Source organism: Neobacillus sp. BF23-41, from assembly GCF_041106275.1.
In genome coordinates this window covers 120,146-144,612 of record NZ_JBGBPR010000009.1, presented here as the reverse complement: position 1 = coordinate 144,612, position 24,467 = coordinate 120,146, and the positions used below count along the sequence as shown (strand labels likewise).

Annotated in this window: 24 protein-coding genes; 21 read left to right on the top strand and 3 right to left on the bottom strand. The window is 41.6% G+C overall.

The window, feature by feature from the left end; all coding sequences use genetic code 11:
- The first annotated feature begins 12 nt into the window (after positions 1–12).
- From AB7942_RS15535 to AB7942_RS15500, 8 genes are read left to right on the top strand one after another with little or no spacing between them, the layout of a single operon-like run.
- On the top strand, positions 13–840 hold the full coding sequence (locus tag AB7942_RS15535; protein ID WP_369447563.1) for an STAS domain-containing protein: 828 nt from the start codon (positions 13–15) through the stop codon (positions 838–840).
- Positions 841–842: 2 nt separating this feature from the next.
- The gene (locus tag AB7942_RS15530) at positions 843–1,229 is read left to right on the top strand and encodes an STAS domain-containing protein (RefSeq protein WP_373408518.1); all 387 of its coding nucleotides are present in this window, start codon (positions 843–845) and stop codon (positions 1,227–1,229) included.
- Positions 1,208–1,609, top strand: coding sequence for an anti-sigma regulatory factor (locus AB7942_RS15525; RefSeq protein ID WP_098932407.1), 402 nt, complete (start codon positions 1,208–1,210; stop codon positions 1,607–1,609). Before AB7942_RS15530 ends, AB7942_RS15525 begins: the two co-directional genes overlap by 22 nt.
- Positions 1,610–1,622: 13 nt before the next feature.
- The gene (locus AB7942_RS15520) at positions 1,623–2,621 is read left to right on the top strand and encodes a SpoIIE family protein phosphatase (protein ID WP_483310876.1); all 999 of its coding nucleotides are present in this window, start codon (positions 1,623–1,625) and stop codon (positions 2,619–2,621) included.
- A 58-nt stretch (positions 2,622–2,679) separates the two neighbouring features.
- Positions 2,680–3,024 carry an anti-sigma factor antagonist gene (locus tag AB7942_RS15515; RefSeq protein WP_098932409.1) on the top strand — a complete coding sequence of 115 codons (345 nt, stop codon included), beginning with the start codon at positions 2,680–2,682 and terminating at the stop codon, positions 3,022–3,024.
- Positions 3,008–3,490 carry an anti-sigma B factor RsbW gene (rsbW, locus tag AB7942_RS15510; protein ID WP_369447561.1) on the top strand — a complete coding sequence of 161 codons (483 nt, stop codon included), beginning with the start codon at positions 3,008–3,010 and terminating at the stop codon, positions 3,488–3,490. The genes AB7942_RS15515 and rsbW overlap by 17 nt, the downstream gene beginning before the upstream one ends.
- The gene (gene sigB, locus AB7942_RS15505; protein WP_335711617.1) at positions 3,456–4,253 is read left to right on the top strand and encodes an RNA polymerase sigma factor SigB; all 798 of its coding nucleotides are present in this window, start codon (positions 3,456–3,458) and stop codon (positions 4,251–4,253) included. The genes rsbW and sigB overlap by 35 nt, the downstream gene beginning before the upstream one ends.
- On the top strand, positions 4,246–4,845 hold the full coding sequence (locus AB7942_RS15500; protein ID WP_369447560.1) for a PP2C family serine/threonine-protein phosphatase: 600 nt from the start codon (positions 4,246–4,248) through the stop codon (positions 4,843–4,845). The genes sigB and AB7942_RS15500 overlap by 8 nt, the downstream gene beginning before the upstream one ends.
- Before the next feature lie 453 nt (positions 4,846–5,298).
- Here AB7942_RS15500 and AB7942_RS15495 read toward each other — a convergent pair whose 3' ends face one another.
- Positions 5,299–5,757: a Dps family protein gene (locus AB7942_RS15495; protein WP_369447559.1), complete on the bottom strand. Its 459-nt coding sequence runs from the start codon at positions 5,755–5,757 to the stop codon at positions 5,299–5,301.
- Between the two features lie 232 nt (positions 5,758–5,989).
- Between AB7942_RS15495 and cls the strand changes: the two genes are divergently transcribed.
- Genes cls through AB7942_RS15480 form a run of 3 tightly spaced genes read left to right on the top strand, consistent with a single transcriptional unit; the run spans position 5,990 to position 10,114 of the window.
- Positions 5,990–7,489 carry a cardiolipin synthase gene (cls, locus tag AB7942_RS15490; RefSeq protein ID WP_369447558.1) on the top strand — a complete coding sequence of 500 codons (1,500 nt, stop codon included), beginning with the start codon at positions 5,990–5,992 and terminating at the stop codon, positions 7,487–7,489.
- 41 nt (positions 7,490–7,530) lie between these two features.
- The gene (locus tag AB7942_RS15485) at positions 7,531–8,682 is read left to right on the top strand and encodes an AI-2E family transporter (RefSeq protein WP_098932525.1); all 1,152 of its coding nucleotides are present in this window, start codon (positions 7,531–7,533) and stop codon (positions 8,680–8,682) included.
- Positions 8,648–10,114, top strand: a complete 1,467-nt coding sequence (locus AB7942_RS15480; protein ID WP_369447557.1) for an alpha-amylase — start codon at positions 8,648–8,650, stop codon at positions 10,112–10,114. The genes AB7942_RS15485 and AB7942_RS15480 overlap by 35 nt, the downstream gene beginning before the upstream one ends.
- 133 nt (positions 10,115–10,247) lie before the next feature.
- Here AB7942_RS15480 and AB7942_RS15475 read toward each other — a convergent pair whose 3' ends face one another.
- A complete protein-coding gene (locus AB7942_RS15475; RefSeq protein WP_088090162.1) occupies positions 10,248–10,502 on the bottom strand; it encodes a GlsB/YeaQ/YmgE family stress response membrane protein in 255 nt (84 codons plus the stop codon).
- A 163-nt stretch (positions 10,503–10,665) separates the two neighbouring features.
- On the opposite strand from AB7942_RS15475, the gene AB7942_RS15470 reads away from it, so the two are divergent.
- From AB7942_RS15470 to AB7942_RS15440, 7 genes are all read left to right on the top strand, one after another.
- A complete protein-coding gene (locus AB7942_RS15470) occupies positions 10,666–11,142 on the top strand; it encodes a TraR/DksA C4-type zinc finger protein (protein WP_369447556.1) in 477 nt (158 codons plus the stop codon).
- 155 nt (positions 11,143–11,297) lie between these two features.
- Positions 11,298–11,618 (top strand): YflT domain-containing protein, encoded by a 321-nt coding sequence (locus tag AB7942_RS15465; protein ID WP_088090160.1) that lies wholly within the window; start codon positions 11,298–11,300, stop codon positions 11,616–11,618.
- 509 nt (positions 11,619–12,127) lie between these two features.
- Positions 12,128–12,385, top strand: a complete 258-nt coding sequence (locus tag AB7942_RS15460) for a DUF1146 family protein (RefSeq protein ID WP_088090158.1) — start codon at positions 12,128–12,130, stop codon at positions 12,383–12,385.
- Positions 12,386–12,553: 168 nt separating this feature from the next.
- Complete coding sequence (locus tag AB7942_RS15455; RefSeq protein ID WP_369447555.1) at positions 12,554–13,330, top strand: YwmB family TATA-box binding protein; 777 nt, start codon at positions 12,554–12,556, stop codon at positions 13,328–13,330.
- A gap of 32 nt (positions 13,331–13,362) precedes the next feature.
- A complete protein-coding gene (gene murA / locus AB7942_RS15450; RefSeq protein WP_369447554.1) occupies positions 13,363–14,673 on the top strand; it encodes a UDP-N-acetylglucosamine 1-carboxyvinyltransferase in 1,311 nt (436 codons plus the stop codon).
- Between the two features lie 348 nt (positions 14,674–15,021).
- Complete coding sequence (gene spoIID / locus AB7942_RS15445; RefSeq protein WP_369447553.1) at positions 15,022–16,059, top strand: stage II sporulation protein D; 1,038 nt, start codon at positions 15,022–15,024, stop codon at positions 16,057–16,059.
- Between the two features lie 642 nt (positions 16,060–16,701).
- Positions 16,702–17,580: a nuclease-related domain-containing protein gene (locus tag AB7942_RS15440; RefSeq protein WP_369447552.1), complete on the top strand. Its 879-nt coding sequence runs from the start codon at positions 16,702–16,704 to the stop codon at positions 17,578–17,580.
- On the opposite strand, the gene AB7942_RS15435 is transcribed toward AB7942_RS15440, so the two are convergent.
- Complete coding sequence (locus AB7942_RS15435; protein ID WP_369447551.1) at positions 17,555–17,971, bottom strand: VanZ family protein; 417 nt, start codon at positions 17,969–17,971, stop codon at positions 17,555–17,557. The two genes, AB7942_RS15440 and AB7942_RS15435, sit on opposite strands and share 26 nt — an antisense overlap.
- 159 nt (positions 17,972–18,130) lie before the next feature.
- Between AB7942_RS15435 and spoIIQ the strand changes: the two genes are divergently transcribed.
- The 3 genes from spoIIQ to AB7942_RS15420 all read left to right on the top strand — a co-directional run bounded on the left by spoIIQ (position 18,131) and on the right by AB7942_RS15420 (position 24,458).
- Complete coding sequence (spoIIQ, locus tag AB7942_RS15430) at positions 18,131–18,970, top strand: stage II sporulation protein SpoIIQ (RefSeq protein WP_088090152.1); 840 nt, start codon at positions 18,131–18,133, stop codon at positions 18,968–18,970.
- A 198-nt stretch (positions 18,971–19,168) separates the two neighbouring features.
- Positions 19,169–21,163 (top strand): penicillin-binding transpeptidase domain-containing protein, encoded by a 1,995-nt coding sequence (locus AB7942_RS15425; RefSeq protein WP_369447550.1) that lies wholly within the window; start codon positions 19,169–19,171, stop codon positions 21,161–21,163.
- A gap of 454 nt (positions 21,164–21,617) precedes the next feature.
- On the top strand, positions 21,618–24,458 hold the full coding sequence (locus tag AB7942_RS15420) for an Ig-like domain-containing protein (RefSeq protein WP_369447549.1): 2,841 nt from the start codon (positions 21,618–21,620) through the stop codon (positions 24,456–24,458).
- Positions 24,459–24,467: the final 9 nt, after the last annotated feature.

Sequence of the window (24,467 nt, the reverse complement as noted above, 5' to 3'; positions counted from 1 at the left end):
GTGGGAAAATGAATGGAAAAAGCAAATCAAATAGTAGAATATATTCAAATAAACCGGGAGCAAATTTTAAAAGAGTGGTCGAAGAAAGTAATTCTTATGGATGAACAAAGAGCAGCTAATTTGATATCAGAGAAAGTCTATATCAATATTTGCAATGATTATATAAATTTACTAATTAATGGTTCTACCAATCAACAGAAAAATAGTGAAAGCAAGATCAGTGAATTTACTCAAAAAATAGTTCAACTCGGCTGGACATTAGGTTTTATTATGGACAGTTTAAGTGAATTTGGAAAAATTGTTTTCTTTCCCATGGCAGATAAGACTTCAGAAAAAGAACAAGTTGAATTTATTTTGGATTATGACAAATGGATTAGTCCGATCAACGTTGCCGTGTTGAATCAGTATGCGGAAACTTGGCAAAGAACGGTATCCTTACAAAAAATTGCGCTTCAAGAGCTATCTGCACCGCTTATCCCGATTTTTGAAAATATTACGATCATGCCGTTAGTTGGAACCATTGACACAGAAAGAGCAAAGTCGATTATGGAAAATTTATTACAAGGGGTTGTTAAGCATCACGCCCAAGTTGTCTTAATTGATATCACAGGAGTTCCTGTCGTAGACACGATGGTTGCCCACCATATTATTCAGGCATCCGAAGCCGTAAGATTAGTAGGAGCAAAATGTTTAATCGTTGGGATTCGTCCAGAGATTGCACAAACAATCGTTAATTTAGGAATTAATTTAACTCAAGTCATCACCAAAAATAGCTTACAAAAAGGAATTGAGGCTGCCTTGGAAATGACGAATCGAAAGGTCATATCAACGGAGGAATAATAATGGTCGCTAGAATACCTATACTAAAGTTATATAACTGCCTGCTTATTTCTATTCAGTGGGAACTTGATGATCAAACGGCAATACAATTTCAAGAAGATTTGCTTCATAAAATCCATGAAACAGGATCGAATGGTGTAGTCATCGATTTAACGTCTATAGATGTGATTGATTCGTTTATTGCAAAAGTACTAGGCGATGTTATTAGTATGTCCAAACTGATGGGGGCAAAAGTAGTTTTAACGGGCATCCAACCAGCTGTAGCCATTACATTAGTTGAACTAGGAATCCATCTTCAAGAGGTGCTTACAGCACTAGATTTAGAAAAGGGGTTAGAAACACTACAACGGGAGTTGGGGGAGAAAGCATGGAGAACGAATCCTATGTGAAAATTTTTAACGAATGGGATATCGTTGCAGCTAGGCAACTAGGAAGAAATATTGCCAAGGAGCTTGAATTTGGTACAGTTGACCAAGCAAGAATCACGACAGCGATTTCTGAGCTTGCACGTAATATTTATTTATATGCAGGGCAAGGTGAAATACGGATTGAACGCATAGATGGACGTGATAAACGTGGTATAAAGGTGATCGCTGCTGATAATGGACCAGGAATTCAGGATATTAGAAAAGTGATGGAAGATGGATATTCCACATCAGGTGGGTTAGGAGCGGGATTACCGGGGGTTAAGCGCTTAATGGATGAATTTGATATTACCTCTTCACTAGAGGAAGGTACAATTATTAAGACGGTAAAATGGACTCGTTAGGAGGATGCTTGCTATGGAAATTTTCAAATCAAGGTATCGGCATTTGCTTCGCAGTTATCTGAAAGAATCATCCGAAAAAGCTTTGTACCAAGCACAACTATTTAGTAGAAAATCGATTTTACAGCAAATTTCTCCTGAGGAAATTGTCAGTTTACATAGTGAAGCGTTGAAAGAAATTTTTCCGGATATTCAAAAAGAGGTCTTATTGTCCTTTGATTTTCTTTTAGAGGTGATGATAGACTATGGCTTAGCCTACCAGGAGCATCAATGCATGCGGGATCAACAGCTGGAAATAAAATCAGAAATTGAGATTGCAGCAAGCATTCAAGAAAATTTACTAGAAACATCTATTCCTCAAATGGACGATTTAGATATTGGGGCAACAAGTATTCCTGCCAAACAAATGAATGGGGATTTTTATCACTTTATTCAAGAGGGGCAAAATATTCATATAGCCGTTGCAGATGTAATTGGTAAAGGAATACCTGCAGCCATTTGTATGGCGATGATCAAGTATGCAATCGATAGTTTACCAGAGTCTAGGAAAAGTCCTCACTTTGTTTTAGAAAGTATAAATAGAGTCGTAGAAGATAATCTCGATGAAGGTATGTTTATTACCATGTTCTATGGGATGTACGATACAGTTAACCATTCCTTTACCTATGGTGCAGCAGGGCATGAACAAGGATTCTATTATCATTCCGTTACGAATTCATTTGAGGATCTCGTGACAAAAGGTCTAGTATTAGGCGTGGACCAGAACTTTACATATGAGCAGTATCAAAAACAAGTCGAACCCGGGGATATGATTGTCTTATTATCGGATGGAGTGACGGAAGCAAGAACAGAAGATGGTTTTATCGAACGTTCGGTGATAACTGACTTAATTCAAAAATATAAGCAATTAACCGCTCAAGAAATGGTGGAACAAATTTATCGAGATTTGGAAAAGATGCAGAACTTTGAAATGAATGATGATTTTACCCTAATTATTTTTCGAAGAAAGGTTTAATCTTCCATGGGTGCGGGTAAGTACATAAAAATAGATTAAATTCCTGAGGTGATAATGAATGGATTTAAAAGTTGATAAACACCAAAATAATAGAAAGACATTCGTTTTTGTTGCAGGAGAAATAGATGCATACACTGCACCAAAGCTACGAGAGGAATTATTACCACTCGCTGAAGAGCAAAACCAATCACTGATCGTCAGTTTAAAAGATGTGTCATATATTGATAGTACTGGCCTAGGTGTATTTATTGGTTTATTCAAACTAATAATGAAAAATGATGGTGAATTAAAGCTCGTAGACTTGTCAGATCGCTTGGAACGACTCTTTCAAATTACAGGTTTAAGCAACATAATTGATATTTCTACGAATTCAGAGGTGGGGTACAATGAAACAATTAGTTGACTACATTGAAGTGAAAATGCCTGCTAAGCCGGAATATGTAGGGGTAATCCGATTAACGTTATCAGGAATTGCCAGCAGAATGGGATACGCATATGAGGAGATTGAAGATTTAAAGATTGCCGTCAGTGAGGCATGTACGAATGCCGTTCAACATGCTTACAAAGATAACGCCTTCGGAGAAACAATTGTTGGATTTGGAATTTATGAAAATAAACTAGAAATTATGATCACTGATAATGGAGAGAGTTTTAATTTTGAACAGACAAGGGACAAACTAGGCCCATATTCCGCCTCAACTACAACCGACCAACTGGTGGAGGGAGGGTTGGGTCTATATTTGATGGAAACGCTCATGGATGAAGTCCATGTATTTGATCATTCCGGAGTTACGGTCTTCATGGTGAAGTATTTAAGTGGGGAGCGTGTAAATCATGACACAACCATTTCAAACTATGAAGAGAACTAAGGAAGAAATCAACGCCCTAATCAAAGACTTTCAGCTAAATGAGAGTAAGTCAGCTCAAGAAATATTAGTAGACCACTATACTCCGCTAGTCGGAAGCCTTGTGATGAAATATTCAAAAGGCGGAAACTTTCATGAGGATCTCATGCAAATAGGAATCGTCGGTCTATTGGGTGCAATACGAAGATATGATCCGGAACTTGGATCATCCTTTGAAACATTTTTAATACCGACCGTTATTGGAGAAATCAAACGTTACTTAAGGGATAAAACATGGGGAGTCCATGTCCCGAGGCGGGTAAAGGAATTATGGACGAAAATAAAGACAGTTGTCGATGAACTGACCAATAAACATCAAAGGTCACCAAAGATCCATGAAATTGCCGAGCATTTGGACGTTTCGGAAGAAGAAGTATTAGAAGCAATGGAGATGGGTAAAAGTTATCAAGCTGTATCTGTGGATCGTTCGATTGAGACGGGCTCAGACGGCAGCACGGTTACAATACTCGACACCATCGGATCGCATGACGATGGTTTCAAAAGAGTCGACCAAAGGCTCTTGCTTGAGAGTGTTCTGCATGTGCTATCAGAACGAGAAATAGAAATCCTCCGTTATACATTTATCGCTAATAAGAGTCAGAAAGAAACAGGAGAGTCCTTGGGGATTTCTCAGATGCATGTATCACGTCTTCAAAAAAAGGCGATTCAAAAATTGCGACAGGCACTAAACAAAGATGATGCCAATACAGGAGTAACAAATGCTTGAACTTGAATCAAATCAATATATTCAAACCTTAGTTTATCAGATTCAAAAGGAAGGTAATGTGTGTAACGGCGATAGTTTTTTTATTAAGACAACGGATGATTACTTCATTTGTGCCGTTGCGGACGGTTTGGGAAGCGGGATGTACGCACATGCCTCGTCTAACGCGATTCGGGAAGTGGTAGAACAATACCATTATGAAGAGGTCGATGTATTAATCGATTATTGTAATAAAGTCCTTAAGGATAAAAGAGGTGCAACCGTATCTCTTTTTAAGGTAGACTTTTTACTTAAAAAAATTACTTATAGCTCCGTAGGAAACATTCGCTTTGTTCTTTATTCGCCCTCAGGTCAATTTTTCAACCCAGTCCCTGTCTATGGATATTTATCTGGAAAGCCGCAAAAATATGGAATTGAAACGTTTACGTATGAAAAAGATGCGAAATTTATTATTCATACGGACGGGATTTATATTCCCGCCATTAAACATTTATTATCAAGTATTCGATCGATTGAAGAGATGTCGAATCATTTAAAATTGTATACCAAAATACGGAATGATGACTTAACCTATATTATCGGTCAACTCTTGTAACCTACTATTATAAGCGTAACAAAACACGTATCCAACCGTTTTTGGATACGTGTTTTGTTTTGTTTTTTTGTCCGTTCACAGTGCCCATGAGAGAGAAAAAAAAGCAGGGACGGTCACTGTGAGGAGTTCACAGTGACCATGAGAGGGAAAAAAAAGCAGGGACGGTCACTGTGAGGAGTTCACAGTGCCCATGAGAGGGGAAAAAAGGCAGGGACGGTCACTCTCAGGAGTTCACAGTGCCCATGAGGGAGAAAAAAAGGCAGGGACGGTCACTATGAGGAGTTCACAGTGCCCGTGAGAGGGGAAAAAAGGCAGGGACGGTCACTGTCAGGAGTTCACAGTGCCTATGAGAGGGGAAAAAAGGCAGGGACGGTCACTCTGTGAGGAGTTCACAGTGCTCATGAGAGAGAAAAGGGGCATCAGCTGTAAAGCTGACACCCTTTCACAATTCATTTAGTCTGCCAGATAGGCTTCGAGCATCCATCTGTGCTTTTCTAAGGACGTGCGAATCGCAATGAACAGATCTGCCGTAGGTTGATCATCGTTGTCCTCGGCCAAGGTGATTCCCTCTGTAAGCTCGGTGCAGACGGTGTTAAAATCATCAGCCAGTGTCTGGATCATTCCCGCGGCATTTTCGTCGCCTGCGGCTTCCTTGATGGAAGAGATCTGTAATTGCTCCTTTAGTGTCGCCGTTGGTAAATTTCCTAGTGACAGCATTCTTTCAGCGATGGTATCAAGATGGAGCGCCGACTCCTTATACAATTCTTCAAATTTAGGATGCAGGGTGAAGAAATTTTCACCTTTTACATACCAGTGGTAGTGGTGCAGCTTCATATAAAGAACTGAGAAATTAGCGACCTGAGTGTTGAGAGCCTCTGTTACTAAACTATTTTTTTCTTTTACCTTTGCCATCTTCATTACCTCCGTTTAGTGGAATTGTGTTGATATTTATTCCATACCCCGTACAACATCGTTTGAAACCGTATAAAAAATTTTTCCAAGAAAGTTTATCGAAAGGCGTAGGTGACTTTTCCCTCCATTGCGGGGGGCGGGCATCTTTTTTTTAGGAGCAGGATTAATCTTCGTATAAATCGGGTATTACCCCATAAGGGTATCTAATTAAATTATGGGGGAGAACAACGTTATGAAAAAACGGAGAATGGAATTTGTTTTTGTCATTATGATGATTGCTCTAGCATATTTGGTGTTTTTTACAGACGTTCCTTTCCTGCCGAAAATGATATCAATGGCATTCTACGGCGTAATTATCTTGATTACAGTGTTTTCCTTGATGCTCGAAAATCGGACGGCGCAAAACACGCTTTTGTGGATACATATATTAGTGTTTTTACCGGTACTCGGATATATCATCTATGTCTATTCCGGGCAATTATTTTTAAAAGGCTACCTCTTTAAAAGTAAGCGCATCAAAGATCGTGAAGTGTTTGAAACAATTAGTAGGGAAAAGCAGAAAGTCGAGTTTTCGCAGCTTAATCATCACCAGCATCATTTCGCACACTATCTGGATCGGGCGACCATCACACCAACGAATACCAATACGAACACAAACATATTAAAAAATGGCGAGGAAACTTTTCGAGAAATGAAAAGTGCGCTTAAGAAAGCAAACGATTTTATCCATATGGAATACTATATTTTCCGAGATGACCGATTAGGCAGTGAGATCATCGACATCTTAATCAAGAAAGTGCAAGAAGGAGTAGAAGTTCGCCTTATGTACGACGCGATGGGAAGTATCACACTTTCAGGTGCTGCTATTAAAAAAATGAAGGAGGCCGGAATCATGGTCCATCCTTTTTTGCCAATTAAAAGCAGCCTTTATAATCAAAAGTTTAACTTCCGTAATCATCGAAAAATCGTTGTCATTGACGGGAAGGTAGGATTTGTCGGCGGACTGAACATTGGGGTCGAATATCTTGGTGAAGACGAGGAAATCGGATTTTGGTGTGATACACATGTTGTCCTGGAAGGGGAAGCAGTCCAAACATTGCATGCCGTTTTTTTATTAGATTGGAGGTATGTTAGTGGGGAAATGCTGGTTATGGACGAACGCTATATGAAACCCATATCGGCCGCTGGAGATGGTCTGGTTCATGTCGTCGCCACCGGTCCCGAAACCGAACGGATGAGTGATCATTATTATGCGATGATCTCATGTGCAACAAAATCGATTTGGATTGCGTCGCCGTATTTTGTCCCTAATCAAGCAATTCGAACAGCACTAAGGATTGCTGCCAAAAAAGGGATTCAAATACGAATCATGGTGCCTGACACCAATGATGGTTTTCTCACGCAATATGCTTCACAGTCGTATTTACCTGAACTTTTGCGTTCTGGAATTGAAATTTATGCGTACCAAAAAGGGTTCCTCCATAAAAAAATAATGATTGTTGATGGGGACCTTGCCACAATTGGAACAGCCAATATGGATATGCGCAGTTTTCGCCTCAACTTTGAAGTGAATTTATTTTTAATAGGCACAGATTCCATCCAAGACCTAGTGGCCCATTATGAGGAAGACCTAGAGGATTGCCTGAGAATTCGCCCAGTGGAATTTTACAAAAGAGGATTTACTGAAAAGGCAAAAGAATCATTTGCTCGTCTATTTTCGGGAATTTTATAATGAAAGGCTTTTTTGAAAATCTAATAGAACGGGGGGATGACATGCCGGTAACGAAAGCGTTTCGAGTGGGCTGCGGACTTTTGCTTATTTTCTTAATTATATTTGTAGGGATGAAAATCAATTTTGTTTTTCGGCCCATTGGTATACTAGTCCAAACTCTCTTTTTTCCTTTTTTGATTGCAGGGGTATTATATTACTTATTTCGCCCTCTGGTGAATTTTCTTCAATTGAAAAAGGTTCCAAGGGCACTTTCCATCCTCCTGATTTATTTAATGGCAGCTGCCATGATAAGTTTATTAGTCTTTTTTGTTGGACCGATTTTGCAGAAGCAAATCAATAGTTTAATTGATACTACACCTGCTTTTATCGAGTCGATCAAGGAGAAATTAACGGAACTTCAAGATAATGAATGGGTCCACCGTTTATATGACAATAAAAGTTTTAATTTTGAAAAGGGTACCGATTCTATTTCAAAAAATGTACCCTCGGGTCTCGCTGTTATTGGATCAAATATTATGAATTTTATCGGTATGATGGCACGGATTGTGACAGTATTTGTCACTGTCCCGTTTATTTTATTTTATATGTTAAAAGAAGGAGAAAAGGCCCCCCGGCTGATTCTTCGTATATTACCAGCAGGGCAGGAGAAAAATGGACGAAAGATTTTAGCTGATTTGGATGAGGCACTCAGCTCCTATATTCATGGACAAATTTTTGTCAGTTTTTGTCTAGGGACAATGCTTTTCATCGGTTATTTAATGATCGGCCTCGACTATTCGCTTCTTGTTGCCATTGTCGCCATGTTAACAAATGTAATCCCATTTCTCGGTCCGATCATTGCAATCATCCCTGCCTTAATTATTGGGATTTTAGATTCACCGATGATGGTCGTAAAAGTTCTTATCGTAATGGTGGTTGTCCAACAAATTGAAGGGCATATTATCTCACCACAGGTGATGGGAAGAAAGCTAGAAATTCATCCTCTCACTATTATTTCGTTGTTACTTGCAGCTGGAAGTATGGGAGGCGTTCTCGGGTTAATCCTAGCCGTTCCAGTGTATGCAGTTCTGAAGGTGATTGTCCATCATACTTATCGTTTATGGAAGCTTAGAAAAGAACAATCAATAGAAGAAAAAATCATAAAAGGGGAAAACACTCATGGAGAGAAATCATACGATGATGCAATTTTTTGAATGGAATGTAGAGCCAGATGGTTCGCATTGGAACCGCCTGAAGGAGTTGGCTCCCGAACTGAAAAGGAAAGGAATCGATTCGGTTTGGATTCCACCGGTAACAAAGGGTCAATCAGGAGAAGACCAAGGATATGGTGTATATGATCTGTATGATCTAGGTGAATTTGATCAAAAAGGGACGGTCCGCACGAAATATGGAACGAAGCAAGAATTGCTGGATTCGATTGCCGCATGTCATGAAAGCGGGATGGATGTCTATGTGGATGTGGTCATGAATCATAAAGGGGGAGCAGATGAAACAGAGGTTTTTCAAGTCATTGAAGTGGACCAGGATGACCGAACTGAAGATATTTCTGAGCCGTTTGAAATAGAGGGGTATACGAAATTCACCTTCCCAAATCGAAAGGACAAGTACTCTAATTTCAACTGGCGATTTGAACATTTTAATGGAATAGACTACGACGGAAAAACAGATAAAACCGGGATTTTTCGGATTGTAGGAGAGGGGAAAAAGTGGAATGACCATGTCGATGATGAATTTGGTAATTACGACTATTTAATGTTTGCTAATATTGACTACAACCATCCAGATGTAAAAGAGGAAATGATCCAGTGGGGGAACTGGCTGGCCGATACTTTACAATGCAACGGTTACCGTTTAGATGCGATTAAACATATTGATTATCGTTTTATTAAAAGTTTTGTAGATCATGTAAGGCAGCAGCGAGGAGAAGACTTTTATGTTCTAGGTGAGTTTTGGGTCCCGGAACTTGAAGCATGCCAAACATTTTTGGAAAATGTTGATTTCAAACTGAATTTATTTGATGTTCCGCTTCATTATAAATTACATGAAGCGTCTAAAGCAGGAGCTGATTTTGATCTGACAACGATCTTCGATGATACATTAGTGAATGTGAATCCAGAACATGCGGTCACTTTTGTGGACAATCATGATACCCAACCAAACGAAGCCCTTGAATCATGGGTGGATGACTGGTTTAAGCAGAGTGCTTATTCGCTTATCTTACTTCGCAAAGATGGACATCCATGTATATTTTACGGAGATTATTTTGGCATTGGGGGAGAAGAACCAATCGAAGGAAAACAGGCAGCGATGGACCCGCTCCTTTATGCTCGTTACCATAAAGCCTATGGTGAACAAGAGGATTATTTCGATGATTCCCATCTGATTGGATGGGTCCGTCTGGGGCTTGAGGAAATGGAGTCTTCAGGCTGCGCCGTCCTCATTTCCAATCAGGACGAGGGCGAAAAAAGAATGTTTGTCGGAGAAGAGCGGACTGGAGAAGTATGGGTCGACCTAACAGGAACGAGAGACGATCATATTATAATTGAAGAAGATGGATTTGCCACCTTCTTTGTTAACGGTGGCAGTGTCTCGGTTTGGGCTCATTCTGAACAAGACGAGGAATAGTTTCTATTTTAAAATAAGAATCACAAAGGAAAGCACCTTGTTGTTTTAAGGTGTTTTCCTTTGTCTAAAAAATGCTACATAAAAAGAGACTGCATGATTAGCAGCCTCTTGAGTGAAAGTTATCCTATTATAATTATGCTGTATGTCTCATACTTTTAAAAATGAAGCCAACGATTAATGTGAGAATAATCGCTCCTATGATGGCTGGAATAAGATAAAAACCGCCCACTTCAGGTCCCCAATCTCCTAATAAGAACGATCCGAGAAAAGCACCAATAAATCCGGCGATGATATTTCCAATTACACCTCCAGGTATATCACGTCCAATGACAAGACCCCCTAACCACCCGATGATTCCTCCGATAATTAAAGACCAAATAAATCCCATGAAAATTCATCCCTTTCAAATTTTAATGTGAATCTACTAATGTAAGTACCCGTTATTTTAATGGACAAACCTTTTTTAATAAAAAAATTCTATCCGCTATAGTTTTAGAATTTCGCGTTAAAGGGTATGTACCATTAAGAAGAAAAGAAAGGGAGGGAAAAACATGTTGTCAGAGAAAGATCTGCTTTTTTTAAAAGATAAATTAATCAAAATCAAAAACGAAACAATCGAAATGTTAGAGTCCAACCCGCCATTAACGTTTGAAGATTTTGGGGAGTTAACCAGCTATGACAATCACTTTGCTGATACCGCCACTGAATTAGAGGAAAGAGAAAAACAAATGCTGTTAATTGAAAATGCAAAAAGCCGCCTCGAAGAAGTGAATGAGGCGTTAGAGCGGATCACTAATGGAACCTATGGAGTTTGTGTCGAAACAGGTGAGGATATCCCTTATGACAGACTTGAAGCCCTTCCTTATGCGAAACGAACTGTGGAAGCGCAAGAAAAACTGGAGGACGAGACCATCCCAAGTCGTCAGGGAGATCAGTCATTTTCCACGCCGAAGGAAGATGAAAGAGGAGATAAACGCATTCAAACAGCGGATGAGCTCCAGTACCTGCATGGCAATTCATCGTCTTAACTGACGGGAAAATCGTTAGGGAGAGCAGTTAATCTTCACAAAAAAGGTTTCAACTTTTTAAAAAGGGTTATATATCAAATAGAACAACAAGATGCATTTCAACTTACTTACAAAATCAAGATGGTCACACATTAAAAATTGAGGAGGAAGTTAAAATGACACAAGTAAAAATAGTAGAAAATGGACTTCAAGCAAAAAAGGAAATTGAACAATTTTTAAATCAAGGGTTCGAAAAAGATGAGGTCTACTTATTGGCCCACGGCAAAGAACGTTCAGAAGATTTGTCAGATGCACTGGATACCAATGAAATTGGGGTAAACGAACAAGGCGTCTTTGATTCAATCGCAAATGTTTTTCGCTCACGCGGGGACGAACTACGCTCTAAAATGGAATCCTTAGGATTAACCGATACAGAAGCACAACAATTTGAAAAAGAATTGGACAGGGGACGCGTACTGGTGGTCGCTGCAAAATAAAAGTAACACAGTTTTACTAGGTTAGTATAATGATAGGAAACAAAAAGGAACTTTCCTTTTGTTTCCTATCCCTCATCAAATGAAGAAAGGGGTAAGGTGGATGAAATTTTCAAGAGTGAACTTAGGTGATTTTTTTGGAGGAAACATCAGAGCCCGGCGCAAAATTAGAGTAGATCATAGTTGGGATTCGAATTTTGAAAATCCGATCATACACAAGGAAATACAGGGCGAGAAAGTATATGTCCCATTAAATCTAGGCAGGGTTTGGAATCAGGTAAATTAATGGTAAGTGCGTGGTTTATGTATTTTTGTACGGTATTAGAAACCGAGGTCGTATCAAGAGACCAGATAAAGCAATAAAAATTCGCCTTCGAATCGAGTCATTCAGGAAGGTGAATTTTTTTTTAAGATAGAAAATGCGTTTATTTTTTAAAAATGGATACAAAAGGAAACTTTTCTGACCTTCTTTGTGATAGAATAATCATTGTGTGAAAAAAGGAGGTTACCGAGTGATAAATGATTTTGGGCAAATTGCCGTGTTAAGTATCCTGTCTCATTTAATTTTTATAACGATTTCCTGGTGGGCCCTACAAGCAATCCGTTTAGAAAAATTGCTGAAACCCAACCATGTATTTCAGGCGCGCTTACTTTACATATTATTAGCAATTTTCGTCGGATCATCTGTTAGTAACTTTTTCCTTGATTATCTCCAATGGTCTAGACAACTGCCTTTGATCATGCAAAATATACAATTGGTAAAAATTTAGGTCTTCGTACATGTTCCAATTTGTTAATAAATTGAGTACAATCGTCTTTATGTGGAAAAATAACTTCAAATGAACTGTCATAAAGTTTGGAACTTGTCTAAAAGTGACGACATTTCCCAAGTATGCTACTCCTCTACATGGTAACAATGGTAATGAGGGGGAGTAGAGATGAAGAGAAATCGTAAGATCCTTTTGAGCGTGATAACAATCATCAGTTTAATCCTGGTTGTTATTGGGAACCAAACTGAAGCAAACGGTGGCGGAATCGGCTCCATTTTTCAAAAAGAAATGGACTTAACAAAAATCGGCTCTATTTTACAAGCCGAAGATATTTTGCTCGATGATTGGACTTTTTATGCAAGAGAGCATTTGGATGGCCTAAAAAGTGAGCAGGAAGTTAAGGAATATGCTAAAGAGCTTCAAACGAAGTTTCCTGATTGGGAATGGTCTGTAAAAAGTACCAGCGAAAAGTGGGAAGTGACGGCAGTATCTCCAACGACTAAACACCGCATAGAAAAGCTTCAAATGATGGCAACCCACACAAAACAACCGGTTAATGCGTATATAGTATATAGTATCAGTGGTAAAGAGTGGAACAAGTCTACCGAGGCCTATTTCACAACCCGTCAATTTAAATCTAGGCTGTCTGACATATTTCGAGGGAAACCAACAATTTTCTCTTGTATGAAAGGTACGGTCGGTGATAAGATGGATACGGCTTTACCCAAGACAGCGAATCATTTGCTGTCCGTATTTAAGGCAAAAGAAATCGAAGCGTTAAAAGAGGAGACATTCATGTCTGTTTCGGCGAACTCGCCGATGTTTAAAGGCTCCATAGATGATCAAAGAGATAACATGAATTTACAAATTGGCATACGCTCCGAAGGATTGGGCGGTAAGACTACCATCGTAGTTGGCACACCAATCATTACGATTGAATATTAATATAGAGAAAATGGACGCGGAGGGGAATACTCTTGGAAAAGATTATCGTCCGCGGCGGAAAAAGGCTTGATGGAACTGTTAAAGTAGAAGGCGCAAAAAATGCTGTCTTGCCTGTACTCGCTGCAACATTATTAGCAAGTGACGGAAAAAGTGTAATTCGTGATGTACCTACACTCTCCGATGTATACACAATTAATGAAGTTTTACGCAACTTAAACGCTGAAGTGTCGTTTGAAAACAATACAGTCGTAGTAGATGCATCCAGAGTGTTAAAGGATGAGGCGCCGTTCGAATATGTTCGAAAAATGCGCGCGTCTGTGCTTGTCATGGGATCATTACTCGCTCGAAATGGCCGTGCACGTGTGGCCCTGCCGGGTGGCTGTGCTATTGGATCCCGTCCTATCGATCAGCATCTCAAAGGCTTTGAAGCCATGGGAGCGTCAGTGAAGGTAGGAAACGGTTTTATTGAAGCGGAGGTTAATGGCCGCTTAAAAGGTGCAAAGATTTATTTGGATTTCCCAAGTGTTGGGGCTACCGAAAACATTATGATGGCTGCAACCCTTGCGGTTGGTACGACCATTATTGAGAACGTGGCAAAAGAACCAGAAATCGTTGACCTTGCAAACTTCTTGAATTCAATGGGCGCTAAGGTTCGCGGCGCTGGCACTGGGACCCTTCGTATTGAAGGTGTGGACGTGTTATTTGGCGCAGAACACCATATTATTCCTGACCGAATCGAAGCGGGAACCTTTATGGTAGCTGCTGCGATTACAGGCGGAAATGTATTGGTAAAGGGCGCAGTTCCTGAACATTTATCTTCTTTGATTGCAAAAATGGTTGAAATGGGTATCACAATCCGTGAGGAAGAAGATGGTGTTCGTGTCATCGGAACCGATCGTTTGAAGGCTGTCGACATCAAAACGATGCCGCATCCAGGTTTCCCAACCGATATGCAATCACAAATGATGGCGTTATTGCTTCGCGCAAACGGCACCTCGATGATTACAGAAACTGTGTTCGAAAACCGTTTTATGCATGTTGAGGAATTCCGCCGCATGAATGCCGACATTAAAATTGAAGGCCGTTCTGTTATTTTAAATGGTTCTTCCAATTTACAAGGTGCGGAAGTATCTGCAACAGATCTACGTGCTGCTGCCGCATTAATTTTGACTGGTTTGGTTTCTGAAGGCATGACACGCGTGACCGAGTTGAAACACTTAGACCGCGGCTACGTGGACTTCCACGGCAAGCTAGCAAGCCTAGGAGCCGACATCGAGCGTATTACTGAAGCAGACGAAATATTCACAGAAGTCCAAGACTACGTATCGGACATGAACGCTTAGTTTGGATCTTGGATCGTGTAACTTGTATCGGATTTGTTAGGCGACGCTTAACCAAATTCCTACAGCCAATAAAAACAAACGCAAAACAACGGGCCCTGACGTAGAATCAGGGCCTTTTTTATATTTTCCGGGAATCGTGGCGTGATGTCCGCGTGTTGTGGACACTTGTGTTTCTTTAGTGCCTGACACCATGGAAAGACAATTGTCCACGAGCGGTGCCTGACACCAGTTTCATTATTTATATAAAAAACCGTAATAAATGCTTGTCCGCCTCCATATGTATTAATTGAGACGCAGCCCGCCTGTGCTGTAGGCGGGGTTGTGAATTTGCAAACTGGAGGCACTATCATGAAAAAAATCAAACCTTTCGTCGTACTAGCAGCAGTCCTCATTGCCTTGACATTAATTATTCCCGCAGTTCTCGTGTTACCGTTCTCGGATGAGCATCGGGCAAGTGGAAAGCTAGGGGAGGATTTAACCAAGACCCCGGCCAAAGAAACCAAAGCGGTGCCCACTTCTTCCGATCCGGCCGTCGAAGTTGCGGTGTTCCGTACCTCAAAATCCCAAATTGAGAATGTACAATTAGAAGATTACCTCGTTGGTGTGGTAGCAGCTGAGATGCCGGCAGAGTTTAAGGAAGAAGCCCTGAAGGCCCAGGCACTAACAGCGAGAACATATATCGTGAAAAGGTTACTAAGTAAGGATACGCTCGGCGTCCCTAAAGGTGCGCAGGTAACGGACACCCAAATCCATCAGGTTTACATGAATGATGATGAACTTAGAAGGGAATGGGGAATGGAGTACGACGCGAAAAGGACGAAGGTTTTAAACGCTGTTCGGGCAACGGCTGGGCAAATTTTGGCCTATGATGGTGAGCCGATTGATGCATTGTTCTTCTCCACAAGTAATGGTTACACGGAAAACTCGGAAGATTATTGGGCAGGCAACATCCCATACTTAAGAAGTGTATCCAGTCCATGGGATAAAAATTCCCCGAAATTTAACAGTCAAAAGGTAATGACGGTTCATCAGTTTGAAGCGCGGCTTGGAGTGAAGCTCGGTTCGGGGTCAACGATTGGAAAAATTGTCGACCGGACAGAGGGGAAACGTGTCGGCAAGGTTGAATTTAATGGAAAGGTTTTGAGCGGGCGCGATATCCGCGATAAACTGAATCTGCGGTCATCAGACTTTGCCTGGAAGCGTAAGGGCGATAATATTGTGATTACCACCAAGGGATTCGGTCATGGCGTCGGAATGAGCCAATACGGGGCTAACGGAATGGCAATGGAAGGAAAGAATTATAAGGAAATTGTGAAGCATTATTATCAGGGAGTCGAGATTACGTCGGCGGATCAAATGCTAGATACGATTACTGCGAAGAAGTGAATATGTGGGGAGCCAGGCTGGAGGGATGCCTGGCTTTTCTGTTTTAGAGGGTGAAAAAAGGAAAGTGGCAGATAAAATGGTTAAAGTGGCCGATAAATCCGAAAAGTGGCAGATAAAATGATCAAAGCGGCAGATAAATATCAAAACGTTCTAAAAAGGTCTTAAAAGTTGGAAAATTGGTAGAGAGTCCAGTTCAATAGGGTTTGATTCTAATACAAGGAAAAGAAAGTGACCTAAGCCAGGAAAAACACCTGGCTTTTTAGCTATTTATGTGGTGGTTGAAGGTGGTTTGGAGGTGAAAAAAGGGAAGTGGCAGATAAGTTGTAGAAAGTGGCCGATAAAATAATCAAAGTGGCAGATAAATCCGAAAAGTGGCAGATAAAATGATCAAAGTGGAAAATAAATATAAAACGGTTTAAAAAAGGTAACTTAAGTTCATAAAATGGACAAAAAAGATTGTCGATTATTGCACGATTTTCCACGTGAAAGGAGGAATTTTTAAAAAAAGAGAAAGGACTGATGCGATTGTTCGCAAAAGAATGTATACTTCCGTTGAGAATTCAAAAATATGAGGCACTCATCCCAAGAATTAATGAAAATCACCCAATTCACCCAGCCCTATTAACCGAATATAAGAACTGAATGGCCGGTTACCACGGAGAAAAATCTCTAGACTTCCACTTAAGTATGCTCCCCGACACAAACTATCTTATTTTCCATAACATTCGCCTTCAATTAGGGAAGTATTTTTTCCAGATTGATATTCTACTCCATAGTGCCGCATTTGCCTTAGCTCTTGAAGTGAAAAACCGAACGGGGGAGTACCACTTCCAAAAATACTTAAATCAAACAATCCTAAAAAATAATGGTAAGGAGGAGAGAGTAAAGAATCCTGTCTTGCAAGCCAGGCTACAGGCTTTGAAACTAAAAAAATGGCTGAAAGAGCATAACATCTCTGATATTCCAATTCACTATCTTGTTGTCAATAGTAACCAAAGGGCTATAATTCGTGTTGAATCGGGTCATGAACAAATCCTGCGAAATATCTGCAATAGTGAAGGCTTACTAGAAAAAATTACGCAGATTGCTAGCCAAAATAAGGATGAGAAACTTAATAAGAAAGAGTTGGGTAAGGCTAAACGATTGATTTTAACCAATGATACTCCGGAAAATCCCGATATACTCGAACACTTTCATCTTTCTACACATGATCTCCCCACAGGTGTTCAATGCCCTACATGTAACTGTTTACCCATGAAATATATATATGGAACGTGGGTCTGTCCGAATTGTAAGTGCAAATCGAAAACAGCCCATATCCAAGCGCTCAACGATTACTTTCTTTTAATAAAGCCCTCGATTACGAACTCTGAGTTGAGACGTTTTCTGCATATTCACTCCCCTAAAAGTGCAAATAAAATTCTAAAATCGATGAATCTAGCCTATATAGGGGTATTTAAAGGCAGAATTTATTTTCCCAAAAGTTCAAAAGTGGCTACACACGCCCCAGTACCTTCCTAAGCCGCGTAAACTTCCCTTTAAACAATGCCCCTCTGATAAAGTAAAAACAAACCAAGATCCCTGTGAAGTCTTTTACAAGGTCAAAGAGCGAGGAAGAGCGATAGGAATAGAATGATTGGTGGATTTCGTCGCTAATGCCGTAAAGGGCAGCGAAGACTGCGCAGGCTATATTCAACGCCGGTGTGAAGGCGTGGCGGCGAGTTAACATCGCTAGCACGAGCAAAACATACAAAATCGCGAACTCTATTAAATGCAAGGATTCCTTTATAAAGTGGTCGATTTGGGAATCGGGCAGCTTTACAAAATGATCCGCTGGCAGACTCGACATAATCCAAATGGCCGCCATATAGGCAAACGGGAGCACCCGCAACACCCATTTTATGATTTTCATGAAAATTTCCTCCTATATCGTAAAAGCACTTTTAAAATAATTTTTCACCCTTCATGCATAAAAACATAAACACTGTTAAAAAATAAGTTAAAAAAATTTTTTTTCGCTCGTGTATATAATTCTACTTATCTGTTCAGAATGATTGCTGAGGTGATGAAAATGAGAGAGGAAGAAAACAAACGATCTTCTCAAAGTTCCAGCGTAAAACGCTTTTTCAAAAAGCGTTGGGTATTTCCAGCCATCTATATTGCAAGTGCAGCACTCATTCTGACCGCAGTACTATGGTATCAATCGAGCAACAGTGCGACAGACAAATACGATTACAAATCCACTGATATTGCCGGTAAAAAGAACCAAGAACCAGCGATTGAAGTTAGCAAAACACTTGAAAACTTCAAAATGCCAGTGGAAAATGCGGATGCAGCCGTCGTTAAAACGAAATTCTATGATTTCAATGGAAAAACAGAAGACCAGGAAGCGGCATTGGTATTTTATAACAATACCTACCAACCAAACACTGGAATCGACGTTACCATGAAAGATGATGAGTCCTTTAATGTCGTTGCAGCATTAAGCGGTACGGTCACACGAGTTGATGAAGATGCAGTCCTTGGGAATGTCATTGAAGTGGAACACGACAAAGGTATTGTAACACAATATCAATCCGTAAAAGACATAAAGATCAAGGTTGGCGACGAAGTAAAGCAGGGACAAGTTCTTGCCACGGCTGGACAAAGCTTGTTCAATGAAAAAGCTGGAACACATGTACATTTTGAAATTCGTAAAGATGGAATTGCTGTAAATCCCACTAACTATTTTAACAAATCGTTAAGCACGTTACAGGAAGCAGAACTTTCGAATGATAAAGCAAGCGAATCAGTAGAGACTCCACAAATGAAGGAAGAACAACAAAAGATTGAAGACCCAGCAAACTCTTCCGACCAAGAAACAAATGTGGATGAAGAATCATCTACTTCTACAAAAAATACAAATTCATAATATCGTTACAAAGGGGAAGGGGAATTCTTTCCTCTTTTTTTTGTACTTATTTTCACAATTACCCATTTTATGTATATTCACGGTATAATTAATAATATTGGTGCCTGACACCCAGCTAGTGTCCGTCCACCGCGTACAAATTGCTAGAAGTGTCTTTTTGTGGTGCCTGACACCATTCATATTAAGGGAGGGATTTGCTTGAAGAAGTTGGTAGGGACCATGCTGGTGATGCTGCTGTTTGGGGTAGCTTTGGCTGGCTGCAGTAAGGAACCGACGCCACAGGATCGATTTTCTAAGTACATAGCTTTGTGGAATGAGCAGAAGTTTGATCAGATGTATGATTATCTTTCAACGGATGCCAAGAAAAAAATCACTAAAGAAGAATTTACGAACCGCTATCATAAAATCTACAAAGACCTTCAGATTACTGACCTCAAGGTTGACTTCAAAAAACCGAAAGAGGATAAGCAGGCAGAAAAAGAGCAAGCCCAATATTCATTTAACGCCAAAATGAATAGCATTGCTGGGTCTATTCAATTCACCCAGAAAGCTAAGTTGCAAAAAGAAGAAAGAGATGATAAGAAGAATTGGTATGTAGACTGGAATACTGAGTTCATTTTTCCAAAATTGCAGGAAGGCGATAAGATCGGGATTAGTACGGATGCGCCGCAAAGAGGGGAGATTCTTGATCGCAATGACATCGGGCTGGCGGTGAATGGTCAGGTGTACGAGGTTGGCGTAGTTGCGGGGAAGGTGACGGATCAAGTGTTGGAACCGTTAGCCTCTCTGTTAAAGATGAGCCCGGATCAAATCAAGAAGGCGATTACGGCGAGTTGGGTTAAGCCGGAGTTGTTTGTGCCGTTGAAGCGGGTGTCGATGCAGGATGAGGAACGGATTGCCCAGTTGATTGCGCTCGAGCCAGTGCAGACGAGGAAGGTGGAGGCACGGATTTATCCGTATGATCAGGCTGCGGCGCACTTGATTGGTTATGTTGGGGCGATTACGGCGGATGAGTTGGAAAAATTGAAGGATAAAGGGTACACGAGCAATGATATGATTGGAAAAAGAGGGCTCGAGCAAGTCTATGACGAGCAGTTAAAAGGGAAGCCCGGTGTGAAGATTACGATTAAAAAGAAGAATGGTGAAGCCGAGGTGCTTGCTGAAAAACCGGTCGAAGATGGGAAAAATATCAAGCTGACGATCGATGCGGATGTTCAGGCGGCGATTTTTGATGAACTTGGCAAGGAAGCCGGCACGGGTGCAGCAATCAACCCTGTGACGGGTGAAACGCTGGCGCTTGTCAGCACGCCTTCGTTTGACCCGAATCAAGCGATGCTTGGCTTCTCGGCGGCTGAGTGGAAGGTGCTGCAGGATAATAAGCAACAGCCGCTCTCAACGCGGTTTAAACAGGCCTATGCGCCGGGTTCGGTCATGAAGCCGATTACGGCAGCCGTGGCGTTGTCGAGCGGGGCGATCACGCCGGAGCTGGCGGTGCCGATTCTAGGGTCGAAATGGCAAAAGGATAAATCGTGGGGCGGCTATTTTGTGACGCGGGTCCATGGCGGCAGCCCGATTAACCTTGAAAAAGCATTGGTGTTCTCCGATAATATTTATTTTGCTCAGGCAGCGTTGAAAACGGAGAAGGATGCGTTTGCGGATGGGCTGAAGAAATTTGACTTTGATGAAGATTTGGCCTTTCCGTTTCCGCTGGAAAAATCAACGATTGGTGCGTTGGATCGGGATATCGCGCTGGCCGATTCCGGTTATGGCCAAGGGCAGATTCAGATGAGTATCGTTCATTTGCTGTCGACGTATACGCCATTTGTGAACAATGGCAATATGATTAGGCCGATTCTTTTGGCGGATGAACAGAAGGGTCAGGTGCTGAAAGAGGCGGTGGTTTCCCCTGAACACGCCGGCGTCATTGCGGCGGATATACGGAAGGTCGTTGCTGACGCTGCTGGGACGGCCCATGCTGCCGATATAAAGGGATATCCGTTGGCTGGTAAAACGGGGACGGCGGAGATAAAACAGAAGCAGGGTGAAACGGGCACTGAAAATGGCTGGTTTATTGGTTACAACACGGAGTCGCCAAGTTTGATGGTGGCGATGATGGTCGAGAACGTCCAGGGCAGGGGCGGTTCGCTGGTGCCCGTGAAGAAAGTGAAGAAGGTTTTTGAGTTGGTGCGGTAAATGGAGGGTGGATCGGTTGGTGTCAGGCATCGGGATCTGGTGTCAGGCACCACCATGTGGACTTTTAAATAGATTTGGGAAAACACCTAGGCGGCTAGGTGTTTTTCTTTGTTTAGAGGGGATTTTTAGTTGGGGGTGTTTGCGGGAATACCTTTTTACTGTCCACTTGGGGACCTATACTGTCGGGGTTTGGGTTTTACTGTCCACTTTCCACGTTTTACTGTCCAACTCCTCGACCATGCTCCGATTTTCAGAGATTCCCACTTGGACAATTCAGCGAACCACATAAGTAAACCAGGAAGATAATTATTCGCCCTCATTACGGTGTCAGGCACCAAAAAATCAGGGGTTTTTTGTTGGTTTTTACCAATAGAAAGTGGAAATAAGATATTGAAATATGGGATGTCAGCCTCGATAATAAATATGATAAATCTATTAAATGGAGAAGAATCGGATGATTTTTTATAATAAATTTCTGCAAATCTTTCTATCTATCCTTTTATTACTGACATTATTCCCATCGAAGAACCACGCGGAAACTACTACTAGCGGCAGCACGATATCCGGCGTGATTAGTGAAGATAGGGTGTTGACCAAAGACGGTTCGCCCTATTATCAAACGGGTATTATCGAAATCAATTCGGGAGTAACCCTTACGATGGAGCCGGGGGTCGAGTTGATTGGTCAATATGGGTCATGGATTTCTGTGCGCGGCCAATTGAAGGCGGTTGGGACCGAGCAAGAACGCATCCGTTTGCAGGATGTGTATGTACAAGGCAGTAATTTTGAGGGAAGTTTTGTTCAGATTGAATATGCGGACCATTATCGTCAATCAAGGTACAATGGCGGGTTTCTTGTGACGACTATTGGCAAAAATGCCATCCTTCGCCATAACCAATACAAAAATGGCTCGATTTCTATTTCCTCATCAAAATTGAACTCATCTATTGAATATAACTTTTTTAGTGAAAAGGCGGACTTAAGTGTTGCGAATGGACCAGGGGAAATTTTTGTTAAAAATAATACCTTTATGAATCCAATCGACTCTTATAATGATCTGACTGTAAGAGGTGACTATGGGGACGGCGGGATTCCCAATATCCACATGAACCAAAATAATTTCTTTGGATGGCCACACACCAAAGTGATTGTGCAGGTCTCAGGTTATAATCGACTGCTCTTCGATGCAAATGATAATTATTGGGGCGTAACCGATCCACTTCGAATCGAGCGTGGAATTACGGACGGGAACGATAACAGTAACTTTTTGGGTAAGTTAGACATTCGTACTAATGCTTATAAACCGTTTGAAAACGGCCACCCACTTGGAACGCTAGAAAAGCCCTTCGTTGAAAAGGTAAGTGACCGGGATACATTGGTGAGTGGGATCACCGACCGGGATAGTCAGGTGGAGGTATACCAGGGAACTGAGAAAATTGGCGAAGGACCATCGAATGAAGATGGGAGCTTCCAGATTCCAATTCCTCCGCAAAAAAGTGGAGTGGAGCTAACGATCAAGGCGACGGATAGCTACAACCGGGTAAGTCCAGAGACCGTTGTCACGGTTGTGGATGAAACCCCGCCAGAGGCGCCTGTTGTCGATGCAGTGACCGAGCATTCTGAAGTAATCACCGGTAAAGCCGAGCCGTTTTCGACGGTCGAAGCCAAAGCAACTATTTCCCTTGGAAAAATCGAGGCAGATGAACAGGGCCATTTTTCGATCGCGATTAAAAAACAGACAGCAGGAACGATGATTCAGATCACCGCCACGGATGTAGCCGGGAACATCAGTCCAGCTGCGACAGTCATAGTGGCGGACATAACAGCGCCCGCCGCACCGCAATTAAATCAAGACTCGATCACAGACCAGACGGATTACATTAGTGGATACGCAGAAAAAGGGGCGCTCATTAGCGTGATTGCAGGACAAACCATCCTCGGTTCACGCTATGTGCCTTCAGATTATTTTTCGATTATTTTTGAGAGGCAACCAGCAGGAACGGAAATCGAAGTTAGGATAGAAGATGCCTCCAAGAATAAAGGTGAATCGATTTTTTTTACGGTAAAAGATGTAACCCCTCCATCGCTGAAACTTTCGTTGGACACTCCAAATACAGTGACAACGGAGGAAATAACCGGCGTGGCAGAAGCAGGAGCTCATATTTCGATTTTTAATGAGGACGTCTTGATTGCCGAGGGAGATGCCAACCCAGTTGATGGTCTTTTTAAGATTCCGATTGGCAAGCAAATATCAGGCACTTACTTGCGCGTGATCGCTACGGATGCTGTGAATAATGTCAGCCCACCTGTATTTGTTACAGTGAAGGACATAACCCCGCCACCTATTAAGATAAATACGGTGACAAATAGAACAACTCAAATCACAGGTGTAACCGAAGCCGGCTCCTCTGTGACGATTGCCATGATTGGCCATACTTATTTCGGTTATGCGGATTCTGACGGGAAATTTTCCTTTCAGATTACCCCGCCAACTCCTGGTGCAACTTTTTACGTGACTATAGTGGATGCCGCGACTAATCAAAGTTTACAAAAGTTCGTGGTCGTAAAAGTGCCGCCCAATAGCCCGACGGTGAATCCTGTTACCAATAAAGCGACCACGGTAACGGGTGTAACGGTAAAATCCGCTGTGGTTACGGTAAAAGCAGGAGCATCCTCCTATAAAGGCAATGCCGATGCCAATGGAAAGTTTACGGTGACTATTCCTGCCCAAAACAGCGGCGCGGTCTTAAGCGTAACTGCGACAGATGCAGGGGGAACGAGCTTACCAAAGACACTACAGGTAACGAGAATTGCCCCTAACATCCCAGTGGTCAATGCCGTTAACAACAAATCAGCATGGGTTACGGGCAAGACTGAAAAGTATGCGATTATGACTGTTCAAATTGGCAGTAAGTACTATAATGGGAAAGCTGATAGCGTCGGTAATTTCAAGGTGAGTATCCCGATCCAAAACAGCGGGACATCCCTCAAAATTACAGCAAAGGATGCAGCCGGGAAGATAAGCAATCCAAAGTCACTCACGGTCGCACGAGTGGCCCCTAATCTGCCTGTTGTGAATGCTGTCAAGTATACCGCAACCTCAGTTACCGGAAAAACAGAAAAGCTAGCCGTCGTGAAAGTGTGGATTGGTAAGAGAATGTATTGGGCAAAGTCCAATAGTTATGGGAGCTTTAAAGTAAACATCCCGAGGCAAAAACGAGGAACTTCTTTTTCTGTAACGGCAACGGATGCAAAAGGATTAACCAGTGCCGCCCGAACGGTAAAAGTATATTAAACTTTAGGA

What these genes read in the sequence shown, in the direction of transcription:
- AB7942_RS15535 (WP_369447563.1), top strand. Translation starts at nt 13, where the DNA reads ATGGAAAAAGCAAATCAAATAGTAGAATATATTCAAATAAACCGGGAG.
- AB7942_RS15530 (WP_373408518.1), top strand. Translation starts at nt 843, where the DNA reads ATGGTCGCTAGAATACCTATACTAAAGTTATATAACTGCCTGCTTATT.
- AB7942_RS15525 (WP_098932407.1), top strand. Translation starts at nt 1,208, where the DNA reads ATGGAGAACGAATCCTATGTGAAAATTTTTAACGAATGGGATATCGTT.
- AB7942_RS15520 (WP_483310876.1), top strand. Translation starts at nt 1,623, where the DNA reads ATGGAAATTTTCAAATCAAGGTATCGGCATTTGCTTCGCAGTTATCTG.
- AB7942_RS15515 (WP_098932409.1), top strand. Translation starts at nt 2,680, where the DNA reads ATGGATTTAAAAGTTGATAAACACCAAAATAATAGAAAGACATTCGTT.
- rsbW (WP_369447561.1), top strand. Translation starts at nt 3,008, where the DNA reads ATGAAACAATTAGTTGACTACATTGAAGTGAAAATGCCTGCTAAGCCG.
- sigB (WP_335711617.1), top strand. Translation starts at nt 3,456, where the DNA reads ATGACACAACCATTTCAAACTATGAAGAGAACTAAGGAAGAAATCAAC.
- AB7942_RS15500 (WP_369447560.1), top strand. Translation starts at nt 4,246, where the DNA reads ATGCTTGAACTTGAATCAAATCAATATATTCAAACCTTAGTTTATCAG.
- AB7942_RS15495 (WP_369447559.1), bottom strand. Translation starts at nt 5,757, where the DNA reads ATGGCAAAGGTAAAAGAAAAAAATAGTTTAGTAACAGAGGCTCTCAAC.
- cls (WP_369447558.1), top strand. Translation starts at nt 5,990, where the DNA reads ATGAAAAAACGGAGAATGGAATTTGTTTTTGTCATTATGATGATTGCT.
- AB7942_RS15485 (WP_098932525.1), top strand. Translation starts at nt 7,531, where the DNA reads ATGCCGGTAACGAAAGCGTTTCGAGTGGGCTGCGGACTTTTGCTTATT.
- AB7942_RS15480 (WP_369447557.1), top strand. Translation starts at nt 8,648, where the DNA reads ATGGAGAGAAATCATACGATGATGCAATTTTTTGAATGGAATGTAGAG.
- AB7942_RS15475 (WP_088090162.1), bottom strand. Translation starts at nt 10,502, where the DNA reads ATGGGATTTATTTGGTCTTTAATTATCGGAGGAATCATCGGGTGGTTA.
- AB7942_RS15470 (WP_369447556.1), top strand. Translation starts at nt 10,666, where the DNA reads ATGTTGTCAGAGAAAGATCTGCTTTTTTTAAAAGATAAATTAATCAAA.
- AB7942_RS15465 (WP_088090160.1), top strand. Translation starts at nt 11,298, where the DNA reads ATGACACAAGTAAAAATAGTAGAAAATGGACTTCAAGCAAAAAAGGAA.
- AB7942_RS15455 (WP_369447555.1), top strand. Translation starts at nt 12,554, where the DNA reads ATGAAGAGAAATCGTAAGATCCTTTTGAGCGTGATAACAATCATCAGT.
- spoIID (WP_369447553.1), top strand. Translation starts at nt 15,022, where the DNA reads ATGAAAAAAATCAAACCTTTCGTCGTACTAGCAGCAGTCCTCATTGCC.
- AB7942_RS15440 (WP_369447552.1), top strand. Translation starts at nt 16,702, where the DNA reads ATGGCCGGTTACCACGGAGAAAAATCTCTAGACTTCCACTTAAGTATG.
- AB7942_RS15435 (WP_369447551.1), bottom strand. Translation starts at nt 17,971, where the DNA reads ATGAAAATCATAAAATGGGTGTTGCGGGTGCTCCCGTTTGCCTATATG.
- spoIIQ (WP_088090152.1), top strand. Translation starts at nt 18,131, where the DNA reads ATGAGAGAGGAAGAAAACAAACGATCTTCTCAAAGTTCCAGCGTAAAA.
- AB7942_RS15420 (WP_369447549.1), top strand. Translation starts at nt 21,618, where the DNA reads ATGATTTTTTATAATAAATTTCTGCAAATCTTTCTATCTATCCTTTTA.